Origin of the sequence: Acinetobacter sp. SA01, assembly GCF_011319235.1 — a bacterium.
Classification (GTDB): Bacteria; Pseudomonadota; Gammaproteobacteria; order Pseudomonadales; family Moraxellaceae; genus Acinetobacter.
Map to the genome: position 1 here is coordinate 1 of NZ_WXXM01000007.1, position 14,301 is coordinate 14,301.

Here is a 14,301-nt window from a genome sequence, read left to right on the forward strand (position 1 = left end):
TCCCTTCCCGAACTCAGAAGTGAAACCTCTTAGCGCTGATGGTAGTGTGGGATTACCCATGTGAGAGTAAGTCATCGCCAGCTCATTATTCCTAAAAAGCCCCCTCAAACGAGGGGGCTTTTTTTTTGTCTGGAATTAATGAAATTTAAAAACCAAGAATAAAAAATGCTATATATGCAGACATAAAAAAGCCCCGACAGGATGTCGAGGCTTTTTCGTATGGGTTAAACATATCACTCCTGATCTACCCTCAGCATCCTGCTGTTTTGTACTTTTATTTTTGTTGTTTTAGAAACATCCTGTTTCGGTATGGGTTAACTATAATTTGAACGCTGCCGCATGCCTAGCCTTCATTTTCTGCAGTCCATGTACGCGAAAGCCTACAAGTACGGTTTTAAAAATGTGCTTCTATGCCCAGATAAGGACCTTTAAATTTGAGTTTGGTTTCTGCATTTGAACCTTCTTCTAGCTGAATGTCTAAAATGCGATACCCAACTCTGGCACCTACGTCGACCAAGAGGTTATCGATGAAATTATATTTGAGTTCTGCTTGAGCATCGCTAATTTGTTTATCATTCAGTGCAGCAAAACTGGCTTCAGCTCGAGCACTTAAGCCGGTAAAGGGCAGGTTTACCCCGGCCTTGGCATAAAGCATCGGTAGCGTACTAGTCACATCTAATGTGTCGGTATAGTTTTGCAGAATATCTCCGCTTAGACGTTTAGCTCCAAAGCCGACATCTGCATCGACAATATTGTCCAGCACTTCATAATAGAGAATGAAATCTGTATAAGTGAGGTCGACTTGATGGCTTTTTACACCTTCAAAACTTTGATCGCTATCAGCCTGTAAATGGCTATGTTTAATTTTTGCATTGGGTAAAAATGGCACCGGATGTTCTAGTGCAACCGAGAATGAGAGCGCATGATCATCTTCAATTTGTGCTTGTGTAAGCGAAGATGCCGGTTGAGTTACATCGGTGCTGTAGTACCAGTAATCAATATTGCCTTTAACCGCAATAACATCGGCTTGGGTGGAGCTGAATGCGCCCAGTCCTAGGGCTAAGCAAAGAATTTTGAATGATTGCATAAAAATCCTGAAGTGAGGTGAACTGTTATTTTTGGAAAATCTTTTTGTGACTTAAATGCAGCAGATACAGACTTAACTCAGCGCATCATATAGTGAATGATAAAAAATTGCATTGTTGTTGTTTCTCAAAATTACAGGAAATTTATCTTTCATCTTTAGTAAACGAGTTGAAAAAGCCATGCGGCATTTAATTTTTAAATCGTTATTCCAACACCATAAATAAGTAGATTGAAGCATCTTAAGATAACTTCAGGTTTTTATATGTAATTTATGTATTCCCAAAAGTTTATTATTCAATAATAAAGAGAGATTAAAAATAAGCCGATTAAATGAGCATTCAAACTCAACAGATTATAAAAATGAAATGTTTGGTAAATAAATTACAGAAAATTTTTATAAAAGTGAGTATTGTTAAGTTCATATAAAGGATGGGTATTGATCAACATTTTTAAGCAAAATTTGATCCTTACTAATCTGTTTGCAATTTAGAATACTGCACCCAAAAGGTGAACTCTAAATCAGACACAAGAATTATTTTTGAATGGTACTTTTTTGCTTGCGATATAAACCCGATAACAAGCAGCAACTGAAGATACCGAAGGTTTAGGTGTTGTATGACAGATTCTCGTGAAAACTGGACCTCACGATCCGGCTTTATTATTGCCGCTATCGGATCGGCGGTCGGTTTAGGTAATATTTGGCGCTTTCCATACGTTGCCTATGAAAATGGCGGTGGTGCGTTTCTTATCCCTTATTTGATTGCTTTAATTACTGCGGGTTTACCGCTGTTATTTCTGGACTATGCAGTCGGGCATCGTAGCAGTGGCTCGCCTCCGAAAGCATACCGTAAATTGTTCCGGGGAGGCGAAACCCTCGGGTGGTGGCAAGTCAGTGTCTGTATCATTATTGGCTTGTATTATGCCAGTGTTTTAACCTGGGCAGGCAGTTATGTTTATTTCTCGATTGGTCAAATGTGGGGTAGTGATCCGGAAGGGTTCTTCTTTAAAACCTATTTGCAGACTTCAGAGGCAACAGGGTTTGATCCCCGTTTTGTCAGTCATATTTTCTGGCCACTGGCCGGAATTTGGGTACTGACCTTAATCATTTTATATGGTGGGGTGAAAAAAGGCGTTGAGCTTTCCAACAAGATTTTCATGCCTTTATTGTTTGTTTTATTTACCCTGTTAGTGATTCAATCCCTGCGTTTGCCGGGTGCAGTGGAAGGCTTGAATGCCTTCTTTACCCCGAACTGGGCAGCCATGATGGACTATAAAGTTTGGCTGGCGGCGTATGGCCATACCTTCTTCTCATTATCCGTCGGTTTCGGGATCATGGTGACCTATGCGTCTTACCTGAAGCCGAAAACCAATCTAACCGGTTCAGGTTTGATTGTGGGCTTTGCCAATGCTTCAACTGAAATTTTAGCAGGTATCGGGATTTTCTCAGCGCTGGGCTTTATGGCGTATAGCTCGAACAGCAATGTACAGGATGTGGTGAGTGGCGGTATCGGGCTGGCCTTTATTGCCTTCCCTAAAATCATTTCCAGCCTGGGTGCTGGTTCGGATTTATTTGGTATCCTGTTTTTTACCTCATTGTTTGTTGCCGGTATTTCATCGATGGTCAGTATTTTGGAAGTTCCAATTTCTGCCATGATGGACAAGCTGAAATGGGGCCGTAAGAAAGCGGTTACCATTGTTGGTGGCGGTAGTGCCTTGGTTTCTATCGTTTTATTCTCCAGTGTCAATTCGATTAAACTGGTGGATATCATTGACCATTTCATCAATAACATCGGTATTATTGGTGGTGCATTAATTTCAATTATCAGTATTGCCTGGTTTAAGCGTTCAGCTTTGCTTGAGATCCGGAATCACGTTAATGCCATTTCAACCGTGCATTTAGGCAAAGGCTGGGATTTTACCCTAACGGTCATTACCTCATTGATTTTATTGATTACATTGGCCATGACCATTTATAACTTGTTATTAAAAGGCTATGGTGATTATAGTATCAGTATGCAGTGGCTGTTTGGCTGGGGCTGTGTGATTTTCTGTGCTGTGGTGGCGTTTGTTTTAGCCAGAATGAAAGATCGCTAGGAGAATAAACATGAATACTTCAGCAATTGTCATGATGATTATCTCGATGCTGTTTTTATGGGGCGGATTGGTGTTATCTATTCTACACTTGATGAAACATCCGGAAGAACTGGATGAGGTGCTGGAAGAAGTGAAAGACCAGCATACGCTTTAAATCCGTAAATACTTCAGTTCATACTGTTGCAAAAGAAAGCCATTATCATTGATGATAATGGCTTTCTTGTTTCTTGAATACTTGTGTCTTGAATGGAACATGCTGTTGCCCAACCTTGTGCTATCACAAGTCTGGGTCACATTTGCACCGATCTTCCTGGCAGCATGGCATATCTCAATAAAAAAGGAGGATTTTTGCTCCCTCCTTTTTTAAGTATATGGCTTAAGCTGTTTTCTGGATACGGCAATAGAAGAAGCCATCGCCCCGGCCGACTTGTGGCAGCAATTGGCGACCATGGATTTGTTCAATGCCCCAGTCGGCTTCAATTTTGATTTCTTTAGCATCTGGATGGTTGGCGAAGAACTCGATCATTTGCTGTTCATTTTCTGCTTTTAAAATCGAGCAGGTGATGTAAAGCAAGGTGCCACCGACTTTTAGTTGCTGCCACATGTTGTCCAAAATCTGTTTTTGCAGTTGGACTGTTTTGGCAATATCAGTTGATTGACGCAGTAAACGGATGTCTGGATGACGGCGCATCACCCCAATCGCTGAACACGGTGCATCTAAAACAATGCAATCAGCTGGTTCAGGTGCTGTCCAGGTTACGGCATCTGCGCTGACAATTTCGACATGTTTGCCATCGAGAACCAAACGTTCCAGGTTTTCAGAAACACGTTTTAAGCGTTTTTCATCTTGGTCGAGGGCAATCAGTTTTTTCGGCTGATATTTCTCTAAAATGTGCGCAGTTTTACCGCCTGGTGCCGCGCAGGCATCAATTACGATTTTGCCATTCAAGTTCGGCAATAAAGTAGCGCACAGCTGGGCATGTTCATCCTGTACCGAGAAACCGCCAGCTTCAAAGCCCGGCAAACTTGGAATGTGCAGGCTTTCGTCCATGACAATGCCGACTTCGGAAATTTCGCAGCGATGTGCATCGATGCCTTCATCTTCAAGAATGTCGAGATATTCGTCACGGCTGACCTGACGGGTGTTAACGCGTAAAGTCAGGGGTGCAACCTGTTTCAGCTCATAGCTGAGTTCAGCAAATTGATCGCCCCAGTCTTTTTTCAGACGTTTAGACAACCAGCTTGGTAAATTCGTCGCTTGTTCAAGCACGTCATAGAACTGCTCAGATTCACGGGTGGCACGACGTAAAATCGCATTGACCACGCCACTTAAACTTTCCATTCCCAATTGTTTGGTCGCTTCAACGGTTTCAGAAATCGCGGCATGGGCAGCCACGCGGGTGCACAGCAATTGGTATAAACCAAGGTACAAACAAGTTTCAACCACTTGATTATCCAGTGGTTTAGAGAGTAATGGTAAAGTCAGTTGTTTCAATGCATGCCATTGACGTAAACAACCCAGTACCAATTCATGGAACAAAGCACGGTCTTTGTCTGATACGATGTTCATTTGCTGCGCTAGCACAGATTGCAGCGATTGACCATTTTGGACAGCCAATAACGTCTTCACCACCTGAGCACGTAAATTAAGGTTTTTGGCTGAGGCGTTGGGAGATTGCTTCATTATAAAATTTGTCCAATAGTCAGTTTTTGGGTTTGTAAAATTTGTACAGGGTTAAGCGGTTTAGCGCCCGGCCATTGTAAAGCAGTCAGCGTGATGACCGTGTTATTTGCACAGGCAACATGAACGCCATCTTTATCAATGGCAATGATTTCACCCGGTTGAGCATTTTCCGCAGTAGCATGAGATAACTTGGAATTCCACACCCGCAAGTTGTTTTTCTCGTCGAGTACGATAAATGCCACTGGCCACGGATTGAAGGCACGAATATTGCGGTCAATCTGTGCGGCATCTATAGACCAGTCAATTTCCGCTTCGGCTTTGGAAAGCTTGTGAGCATAGACAGTTAATGCTTCATCTTGCACTTCACGGGTCGCTAGATAGTGTTGCAGTTTTTCTTCCGATGCTAAAACAGCTGCAATGGCGCTTGCACCTTGTCCAGCCAGTTTGTCATGCAATGTTGCAGAAGTGTCGCTTGCTTCAATCGGACAGATGGTTTTAAACATCATGTCGCCGGTGTCCAGACCCGCCGCCATTTTCATAATGGTCACGCCAGTTTCAGCATCACCTGTGGCAATGGCACGCTGAATCGGCGCTGCACCACGCCAGCGTGGCAACAGTGAACCATGAATATTGAGACAGCCATATTTAGGTGTATCGAGTACCACTTGAGGTAGAATCAAGCCATAAGCGGCCACCACCATCACGTCGGCATTTAAAGCGGCTAATTCTGCCTGTGCGGCTAAGCCTTCTTCAGTCGAAGATTTAAAATGAAGCGGCTGGTAGACTGGAATATTATTGGCTAAAGCCAGCTGCTTTACAGCAGAAGCCGTGAGTTTTTGTCCTCGTCCAGCTTTGCGGTCCGGTTGAGTATAGACCGCAACAATGTCATGTTCGGTTTTAAGCAGTGCAGCCAATGCAGTGGCGGCAAATTCTGGTGTACCCGCAAAGATGATTTTCACACAAAAGCTTCCAAATAAACGTGATGTCTATTATAAGGCAAAAGCATTTATTCACCTAAATTGCGTCTGAATACAGACCGAAGAAGCCTATTTTTATAAAAAAAACTTATGCAAAATTTAAAAATTATTCATGAAAGTTTTGCATTGTCTGGCCGGGGATGGCGGTATAGTAGATTTCAGTTAAAGATTTTTGTCATCAAATCACGAAGTTCAAATTATAGACCCATCTACCCCTATACTAAAATGAAAATGCCATCTTGAAAAACAATGGCTTGGTGTATGATAGGTTGGAAATTCGACTGATTTCATGCTCTCGATCTGTAAGATTTCGCCAGAGTGAATGAGCTCATTCAACTCAAGCACAAACTTTGTTGGAATAACACAATGCCTGACTATCGTTCAAAAACATCGACACACGGAAGAAACATGGCGGGTGCGCGTGGCTTATGGCGCGCAACTGGGATGAAAGATGAAGACTTCGGTAAACCGATTATTGCAGTGGTGAACTCTTTCACTCAATTTGTACCGGGTCATGTGCATCTGAAAGATTTAGGTCAACTCGTGGCTCGTCAAATTGAAGCATCAGGTGGTGTGGCCAAAGAATTCAATACCATAGCGGTGGATGACGGTATTGCGATGGGGCATGACGGCATGCTGTATTCACTGCCTTCACGTGACCTGATCGCTGACTCGGTGGAATACATGGTCAGTGCGCACTGTGCCGATGCCATGGTGTGTATTTCCAACTGTGACAAAATCACCCCGGGGATGCTGATGGCTGCTATGCGCCTGAACATTCCAGTGGTATTCGTGTCTGGCGGTCCAATGGAAGCCGGTAAAGTGAAAATCCGCGGCAACGACAAAGCCATCGACCTGATCGACGCGATGATCGTTGCGGCAGATGACAACTATACTGATGAAGAAGTGGCGGAATACGAACGTTCTGCCTGCCCAACCTGTGGTTCATGTTCAGGTATGTTCACTGCCAACTCAATGAACTGCTTAACTGAAGCTTTGGGTCTATCTTTACCGGGTAATGGTTCAACTTTAGCAACTCACGCCAACCGTAAAAAATTATTTGAACGTGCAGGCTCGTTAATTGTTGAATTGGCTAAACGCCACTATGAACAGGACGATTACAGCGTTTTACCACGTTCAATGGTGACCAAAGCATCGTATGAAAATGCCATGACGCTGGACATCGCCATGGGCGGTTCAACCAATACCGTACTGCACTTATTGGCTGCTGCAAATGAAGCGGGCGTTGATTTCACCATGGATGATATCGACCGTTTATCTCGTAAAGTGCCAGTACTGTGTAAAGTCGCGCCTGCGAAAAATGATGTGCATATGGAAGATGTACACCGTGCCGGCGGCATTATGTCGATTTTGGGTGAACTGGATCGTGCAGGTTTACTGGATACGTCTGTAGGTACCGTTCACGAAGCAACCCTGAAAGATGCTTTGGACAAATGGGACATCATCCGGACTGAAGATGAAGACGTTTACCAATTTTTTAAATCGGCACCGGGCGGCGTACCAACACAAACAGCCTTCTCACAAGACCGTTACTATTCACGTTTAGACGGTGACCGTGAAAATGGCGTGATTCGTAATGCAGAACATGCTTTCTCGAAAGACGGTGGTCTGGCTGTGCTTTACGGCAACATCGCACTGGATGGCTGTATCGTTAAAACTGCCGGCGTTGATGATTCAATTTTGAAATTCAACGGGACTGCCCGCGTATTTGAAAGCCAGGATTCTGCTGTAGAGGCGATCTTGGGTAATGAAATTAAAGCCGGTGATGTCGTGGTGATTCGTTACGAAGGTCCACGTGGCGGTCCGGGCATGCAGGAAATGCTGTACCCAACTAGCTACCTGAAATCGAAAGGTTTAGGTAAGGAATGTGCCTTGCTGACTGACGGCCGTTTCTCGGGTGGTTCATCAGGTTTGTCGATTGGTCACGTTTCTCCTGAAGCAGCGGAAGGCGGTGCCATTGGTCTGGTTGAAGATGGTGATTTAATCGAAATCGATATTCCAAACCGTACCATCCATCTGGCTGTGGATGAAGCAACTATGTCTGCTCGCCGTGAAGCACAAGAAGCGAAAGGCTGGCATCCAGTGGAAGAGCGTCCACGTAAAATTTCTAAAGCACTAAAAGCGTATGCTATGCATACTACCAGTGCGGCAAAAGGCGCGGTACGTGAAATCTAAGCTTTAGATTTTTACTAATAAAAAGCACTCCAGATCGGGTGCTTTTTTATTGATTATTGAAAATAGCACGGTCGCATTTTATTTTGTGATTTTGAAATAGGATTGCGTAGACGATATTTTACTTTTGACAGCGCAAAAGTAACAAAACGCTTTTGTTTTCCTGATGCAGCGTCCTGAACAAGTTTAAAGCACTGCTTTTAAATGCAGTGCAAGACAGGAAAACAGCGACATCCATGTCACTTTATCATGTGATTTGATTCGGGTAGAAAAACAATAAATGGGTGAATGAGATACACAGAGTTTCACTTTTACATATCGTATGCCTTCTATACAATGATCTTAGAATAATTTGCCAAAGACTGAAGCTGAAAATCAGTCATCGCCAAGGAAGAAACCAATGAGTAAAGATAATATCCGTGAGCACTCTGCCCCGGTTTACGAAGGCATTGAAAATGCGCCGGCACGTTCCATGATGCGTGCGACCGGTTTTAAAGATGCAGACTTTAGCCGTCCTTTTATTGGCATTGCCTCAACCTGGGCCAATGTCACACCATGTAATATGCATATCGATGGCTTGGCGCGTGAAGTGGAAAGAGGGGTGAATGCCGCAAATGGCAAGGGCATTATCTTCAATACCATTACCATTTCTGACGGGATCTCAAACGGTACTGAAGGGATGAAATACTCACTGGTCTCCCGTGAAATCATTGCTGACTCCATTGAAGCCGTTGTTGGTTGTCAGGCCTATGATGGCGTGATTGCGATTGGTGGCTGTGATAAGAATATGCCGGGTTGCATCATGGGGCTGGCGCGTTTAAACCGCCCGGGTCTATTTATTTATGGTGGAACCATTAAACCGGGTGCCGGCCATACCGACATGATTTCGGTATTTGAAGCTGTGGGCCAGCATGCCAAAGGCGAAATTAACGAAATTCAGGTCAAGCAGATTGAAGAAGTCGCATTACCGGGTCCGGGTTCTTGTGGTGGTATGTATACTGCCAACTCGATGGCTTCCGCAATTGAAGCTTTAGGCATGAGCTTACCGGGTTCATCAGCGCAGGAAGCAGTTTCAGAAGAGAAAAAAATTGACTGTCTGCGTGCGGGCGAAGCGGTGATGAACCTGCTACGTCTGGACATTAAACCGCGTGACATCATGACCAAGGCGGCATTTGAAAATTCAATTAAAGTGCTGATCGCTCTCGGTGGTTCAACCAATGGTGTACTGCATCTGCTGGCGATGGCACATACCGCAGGGGTGGAACTGACCCTGGATGATTTCGTGCGCATTGGTAAAGACATTCCTGTGGTGGCAGATGTGCGTCCGTCAGGAAAATACCTGATGTCGGAACTGATTGCGATTGGCGGTATTCAACCTCTAATGAAGCGTATGCTGAATGCAGGCATGCTGGATGGTTCTTGCTTGACCGTAACCGGTAAAACCTTGGCGGAAAATCTGGCCGATGTTGAAGATTATCCAGAAGGGCAGCAAATTATTCTGCCATTTGATGCACCGATCAAAAAAGACTCCCATCTGGTGGTATTGAAAGGCAACTTGTCGCCTACAGGCGCCGTGGCAAAAATTACCGGTAAAGAAGGGTTGTATTTTGAAGGACCGGCACGTGTATTTGAAGGTGAAATTGGTGCCATGCGCGGTATTCTGGATGGTGAAGTGCAGGAAGGTGAAGTGGTGGTGATTCGTGGCGAAGGGCCTAAAGGCGGACCAGGTATGCCGGAAATGCTGAAACCGACCTCAGCCATTATTGGAAAAGGTTTAGGAAAATCAGTCGCACTACTCACAGATGGTCGTTTCTCTGGTGGTAGCCATGGTTTTGTGATTGGTCATGTCACTCCGGAAGCCTATGAAGGCGGGCCGATTGGTCTGGTCAAAAATGGCGATAAAATTTCCATTAATGCCGAAACCCGTGAAATGACACTGCATATTTCCGATGCAGAGCTGGCGGCACGTAAAGCAGCCTGGGTCAAGCCGGAGCCGAATTATCGCTATGGTGCTTTGGCGAAGTTTGCCAAATTGACTACAGGTGCTGAAAAAGGGGCAGTGACCGATCTAAATTTAGATGTATAATTGATCATTACCTAACAAATTGTTATAAACCCTTGTAGCACACAAGGGTTTTTTTTCGAGGCTGATCTCATGTCACTGTTACGCCGTTGGTTTGATCCACTTCGATCGAGTTGGTTTTATCAAAAGCCGACTCGTCAGGTGGAATTATCTACGGAGCAGGGTTTAACCATCCACTTGCGTCTGGATGATGTCTATAGTTATTTGGCTGCACAGCAGTTACCTGAACTTGAAGAAATCTTGAGTGATGAAATCAAACCCTTAAAGGTGATCATTTCCAGTCGAACGGCAGAACCTCCCAATAACATGTCAGAAATGGAGTGGCAAAGTTACTGCCTCAACGATGCCAAAATTCTGTCCAAACAGCATCGTTTTAGTTTTCATGAAACCCCCGAACAGCCGCCGCTTGAGGCCATTGCTCAAGCAGAAACCATCCTTCGCAATACGCCCTTACGCAGTCAGGATTTCCTGTATTTACTCGAAGATGTGTTCCACATGCTTTGGCAAAAACAGTATGGCAAATTGCGTACCTTGCACGCTATGGCAAGCCGCCATCATCCAGCGCAAAACTTTCCGGAACGGATTTTTAACGATGATGAAGTGCTGGTCAGCTATTTTGAATTCGGGGAACGCAAGTATCATGCAGTGGATGATCTGCTGCGTTTGACCCGCCGTTTGAAACAACAAAAATTACTCACTGGCAATCCCATCTTCCTGATCAACCATATTGAATGGCGTGAACATCTGATCAGTGATGCCGAAGAACTGAATGAAATTCAGGCGCTGGATCCGGAACTGGATTTATATATTGCTCTGGAAGACCCAATTTCCTGGCTATTATTGGCCTATATTAAAGAAGAGCTGGCCAATTTTTATAATATTCACCTCAACGTTTACCCGCTATCTTATCATGGACGGGACCTGTTTGACTGGGGGCTGGCAACACGCTTGTCCAAACGTACCGAAGTGAAATTTACCCCGTTTTGCCGTCCTACCCAGCAAGCAACTTATGAGATGGCGAAACTGTTTTATAGTGTTCCTGAAGAGCAGCGTGTGGAAGCCATGTACAGCATTTTGCAGGCGGTCTGGACCAAAGGCAAAGATCTCTCATTCAGGCCGCATTTTGACCAGATCAAGCGTGATTTAGAGATCAATGAACTGAGCACTGAAGATATTGCTGCCAAATTAAAAGAAAATGACATACTCTGTGAAATGAAGTCTCAGCCCGATTTTCCTGTGCTCGAACTGCGCATTGATGGTCAAAGTTATGTGTTTAATAGTTTGTACCGGGTCTGGATGATCGAAAGTATTTTTAGTAATGTTTTAGAAGACCAATATAAAAGTGAAAATGATGATAGCAAAGATGAAGAAAGAGAAATGTGAGTCTTTAGAACAGGCCCGTGCACAGATTGATGCCATTGATACCGCACTCATTGAGATGATTGCCACCCGTCAGTTTTATGTCGATCAGGCTACGCGTTTTAAGCGTACTGTACAGGACGTACAATCTCCGGAACGGGTCGAGCAGGTCATTCAGAAAGTACGTGCACAAGCGCTAGATCTGGGAACCGATCCTGATCTGGTGGAACATTTATATCGTGAAATGATCCAGCGTTTTATTCAGCGCGAATTGCGAGAAATCCGACCATAATTTGATTGCGCGTAGTATAAGCTCAATATAAAAGCTCAACCTGTCCAATAAAAAAGACACCTGAAAAAGTGTCTGAACCGCGCTATTTCATCTGTTACACCAAACGGTAATAGGTATAGCGGACCTGATCATTCTTATAAACCGCATGACTGTTTTGGCGGAAATCAGATACCCATTGGCGGCCGGTATAGGCAGCAATATGGCCGTAAACATGCTTCTGGGTTCTGTTGATAATATAGATATCGCCTTCTTGCGGATGATCAAAAGAAGGGTTGATTTTTTTATAGCCAATCGCCTGGAGGGTATGTCCCCAATCTGCAGCTGCCACTGGATGATTCAAAATTCGGGCACCTGCCGACTGTAGTGCAATGCGGATACTCCGTGCACATTTTTTGGTACTGGTCGCCGACGACATGCTATGTAACTTTTGTGTGAATTTACGTACATCCAGAAAGGGAATGCCTTTATTTTTGGAATTTTTAGCGCCTGAACCTGCCTGGTTTTTCTGGAAATTTTGCGAGATTACCGCAGTATTCTGATCCGCAGCATTAATCATATTGCTATGATGTCCATCATAAATCATTCTTCAATCTCTACCTGATTTTCAATTACTTTTAGAAAAAATAGACAGCATTTTTCAGAACTAAAACCCGAATATTCTTTCTTTCAATGGTATAAATGCAATGTTATTACATAGCTCATTTATACGAAGCGCGTACTTTAAAGAGCTTTTGTTTGAAAATCCACCTGTTTTAGTATGATAAATAACCAATTTAGGACGAGAAAAGCGCTAAATTTGCCGCAATCAGGACAGAAAATAAGTACAAGATAGTTAGCAAATCATGTAGTTAAGATCAACTTAATAATATATTAATAATTGATGGATTTATTATGTAAACATGCAATTACTTGCTTAATTATTAATCAAAAATTAATATTTTGTCATATTTATAGTAGATATTTTTATTCTTTGCAGTCGCAAAAGCCTTAGCTTTTTCTTGAGATTTAGTCTGGAACAGGGTGACTTTTTAACTCCTCATATTCAAATTTCCTCAATCTCAAACATAAAAAAAGCAGCCTTGCGGCTGCCTGAAAATGTGTATTTATCTTTATGATTTATCGCCCAGGCTAAAGAACCAGTTTAGAATTAAGGCTGCAAAGGTAGCGGTACCAATACCCCCCAGGTTAAAGCTGCCAAATTGCAGGGCAAAGTCACCGGTGCCTAAAATAATGGTCACCGCAGCCACCATCAGGTTTTTGTTTTTAGAAAAATCAACCTTGTTTTCAATCCAGATTTTTGCCCCTGCAATGGTAATTAAACCGAAGACCACAATCGATGCACCAGTTAAGATAGCAGTCGGAATGGTATGGATAATGGCACCAAATTTTGGTGAAAGTCCCAACAAAACTGCAAAGATACCGGCAAAAACAAAGATGATGGTGGAATAGACACGAGTCACCGCCATCACGCCAATATTTTCACCATAAGTGGTCATCCCCGGAGCACCGACACCACCCGATAAAGTGGTTGCAAGACCATCGGCAACAAAGGCTTTACCAATATGTGGATCAAGGTTTTCACCGGTCATGGCACCCACTGCTTTGATATGACCCAAGTTTTCAGCCACTAAAATCAAGGCAATCGGCGCAATAATCAGCATGGCATTGGCGTCGAATACCGGTGAGTGGAAGGTAGGAATACCAAACCAGTCTGCCTGTTGAATTGGAGCAAAATTAATGGGTGTGCCATGTCCCATCACATTGGAAACAATATAATAAATTAAGTAAGCTAATAATAAACCGATCAATAACAGCAGACGTTGCAGCAGGCCTTTGGTAAATACCGCAATAGAACCCATGCACATCACCGTGACCAGTGACATCCACATATTGAAGTTATTCCCTGCTACGCCTTTAACAGTCACCGGTGCCAAATTCAGGCCGATGATCATGACCACAGCACCGGTCACTACAGGTGGCATGAGTTTTTCAATCCATTTGGTTCCGGTTGCCATCACAATAAAACCAAAAATCGCATACAGAATACCGCAGGCCATAATACCGCCAGCGGCCAGGGCCAGATTGGTATTGGGTGCACCCGTACCCGATGCGGCATAACCCGTTGCTGCAATGACCACCCCAATAAAGGCAAAGCTGGAACCCAGATAACTCGGCACACGTCCCCCGGTCATCAGGAAAAACAGGATGGTACAGATGCCTGACATTAAAATAGCCAGATTAGGATCAAAGCCCATCAGGAAGGGTGCAAGTACAGTCGCCCCAAACATGGCAAAAGCATGTTGTACACCCAAAACTACACTTTGTGCAGGTGGAAGGTATTCATTGGTACCGACAGGACGTGCATCGATACTGCCTTCATACGGGCGCCATTTGGGAAACCAATTGGACATTTTTTGAGCACTCTAAAAACAAATTGTGCACATCATACGCTTCTTTTTTGGAAGGTTTAATCATTGAAACAAAATTTTATTTATACTAATACCATGACTTTTCAAATATTTTTACCATGTGA

General features: G+C 43.8%; 11 protein-coding genes. 6 read left to right on the forward strand and 5 right to left on the reverse strand.

Going from position 1 to position 14,301, the window contains the following annotated elements:
- Positions 1 to 394 precede the first annotated feature (394 nt).
- The gene (locus GTU69_RS08185; RefSeq protein WP_166169668.1) at positions 395 to 1,087 is read right to left on the reverse strand and encodes a TIGR04219 family outer membrane beta-barrel protein; all 693 of its coding nucleotides are present in this window, start codon (positions 1,085 to 1,087) and stop codon (positions 395 to 397) included.
- A gap of 614 nt (positions 1,088 to 1,701) precedes the next feature.
- Between GTU69_RS08185 and GTU69_RS08190 the strand changes: the two genes are divergently transcribed.
- Both GTU69_RS08190 and GTU69_RS08195 read left to right on the forward strand, forming a co-directional pair.
- A complete protein-coding gene (locus GTU69_RS08190) occupies positions 1,702 to 3,180 on the forward strand; it encodes a sodium-dependent transporter (RefSeq protein WP_166169670.1) in 1,479 nt (492 codons plus the stop codon).
- Between the two features lie 10 nt (positions 3,181 to 3,190).
- Positions 3,191 to 3,334 (forward strand): methionine/alanine import family NSS transporter small subunit, encoded by a 144-nt coding sequence (locus GTU69_RS08195; protein ID WP_086197760.1) that lies wholly within the window; start codon positions 3,191 to 3,193, stop codon positions 3,332 to 3,334.
- Positions 3,335 to 3,556: 222 nt separating this feature from the next.
- Here the strand turns inward: GTU69_RS08195 and rsmB are convergent, their stop codons facing one another.
- Both rsmB and fmt read right to left on the reverse strand, forming a co-directional pair.
- On the reverse strand, positions 3,557 to 4,864 hold the full coding sequence (gene rsmB, locus GTU69_RS08200; protein ID WP_166169672.1) for a 16S rRNA (cytosine(967)-C(5))-methyltransferase RsmB: 1,308 nt from the start codon (positions 4,862 to 4,864) through the stop codon (positions 3,557 to 3,559).
- On the reverse strand, positions 4,864 to 5,823 hold the full coding sequence (fmt, locus tag GTU69_RS08205) for a methionyl-tRNA formyltransferase (RefSeq protein ID WP_166169674.1): 960 nt from the start codon (positions 5,821 to 5,823) through the stop codon (positions 4,864 to 4,866). The genes rsmB and fmt overlap by 1 nt, the downstream gene beginning before the upstream one ends.
- Positions 5,824 to 6,207: 384 nt before the next feature.
- On the opposite strand from fmt, the gene ilvD (GTU69_RS08210) reads away from it, so the two are divergent.
- The 4 genes from ilvD (GTU69_RS08210) (at position 6,208) to GTU69_RS08225 (ending at position 11,768) form a co-directional block, all read left to right on the forward strand.
- Positions 6,208 to 8,037 (forward strand): dihydroxy-acid dehydratase, encoded by a 1,830-nt coding sequence (ilvD, locus tag GTU69_RS08210; RefSeq protein WP_166169676.1) that lies wholly within the window; start codon positions 6,208 to 6,210, stop codon positions 8,035 to 8,037.
- 397 nt (positions 8,038 to 8,434) lie between these two features.
- Positions 8,435 to 10,120, forward strand: a complete 1,686-nt coding sequence (ilvD, locus tag GTU69_RS08215; protein ID WP_166169678.1) for a dihydroxy-acid dehydratase — start codon at positions 8,435 to 8,437, stop codon at positions 10,118 to 10,120.
- Between the two features lie 69 nt (positions 10,121 to 10,189).
- A complete protein-coding gene (locus tag GTU69_RS08220) occupies positions 10,190 to 11,500 on the forward strand; it encodes a hypothetical protein (protein ID WP_166169680.1) in 1,311 nt (436 codons plus the stop codon).
- Complete coding sequence (locus GTU69_RS08225; RefSeq protein WP_166169682.1) at positions 11,481 to 11,768, forward strand: chorismate mutase; 288 nt, start codon at positions 11,481 to 11,483, stop codon at positions 11,766 to 11,768. Before GTU69_RS08220 ends, GTU69_RS08225 begins: the two co-directional genes overlap by 20 nt.
- Before the next feature lie 94 nt (positions 11,769 to 11,862).
- Here GTU69_RS08225 and GTU69_RS08230 read toward each other — a convergent pair whose 3' ends face one another.
- Positions 11,863 to 12,351, reverse strand: a complete 489-nt coding sequence (locus tag GTU69_RS08230; RefSeq protein WP_166169684.1) for a hypothetical protein — start codon at positions 12,349 to 12,351, stop codon at positions 11,863 to 11,865.
- 526 nt (positions 12,352 to 12,877) lie between these two features.
- Positions 12,878 to 14,179 carry a solute carrier family 23 protein gene (locus GTU69_RS08235; protein WP_166169686.1) on the reverse strand — a complete coding sequence of 434 codons (1,302 nt, stop codon included), beginning with the start codon at positions 14,177 to 14,179 and terminating at the stop codon, positions 12,878 to 12,880.
- Positions 14,180 to 14,301: the final 122 nt, after the last annotated feature.

Excerpts from the sequence above, each read along its gene's own strand:
- GTU69_RS08185 (WP_166169668.1), bottom strand. The coding sequence starts at position 1,087 with ATGCAATCATTCAAAATTCTTTGCTTAGCCCTAGGACTGGGCGCATTC.
- GTU69_RS08190 (WP_166169670.1), top strand. The coding sequence starts at position 1,702 with ATGACAGATTCTCGTGAAAACTGGACCTCACGATCCGGCTTTATTATT.
- GTU69_RS08195 (WP_086197760.1), top strand. The coding sequence starts at position 3,191 with ATGAATACTTCAGCAATTGTCATGATGATTATCTCGATGCTGTTTTTA.
- rsmB (WP_166169672.1), bottom strand. The coding sequence starts at position 4,864 with ATGAAGCAATCTCCCAACGCCTCAGCCAAAAACCTTAATTTACGTGCT.
- ilvD (WP_166169676.1), top strand. The coding sequence starts at position 6,208 with ATGCCTGACTATCGTTCAAAAACATCGACACACGGAAGAAACATGGCG.
- ilvD (WP_166169678.1), top strand. The coding sequence starts at position 8,435 with ATGAGTAAAGATAATATCCGTGAGCACTCTGCCCCGGTTTACGAAGGC.
- GTU69_RS08220 (WP_166169680.1), top strand. The coding sequence starts at position 10,190 with ATGTCACTGTTACGCCGTTGGTTTGATCCACTTCGATCGAGTTGGTTT.
- GTU69_RS08225 (WP_166169682.1), top strand. The coding sequence starts at position 11,481 with ATGAAGAAAGAGAAATGTGAGTCTTTAGAACAGGCCCGTGCACAGATT.
- GTU69_RS08230 (WP_166169684.1), bottom strand. The coding sequence starts at position 12,351 with ATGATTTATGATGGACATCATAGCAATATGATTAATGCTGCGGATCAG.
- GTU69_RS08235 (WP_166169686.1), bottom strand. The coding sequence starts at position 14,179 with ATGTCCAATTGGTTTCCCAAATGGCGCCCGTATGAAGGCAGTATCGAT.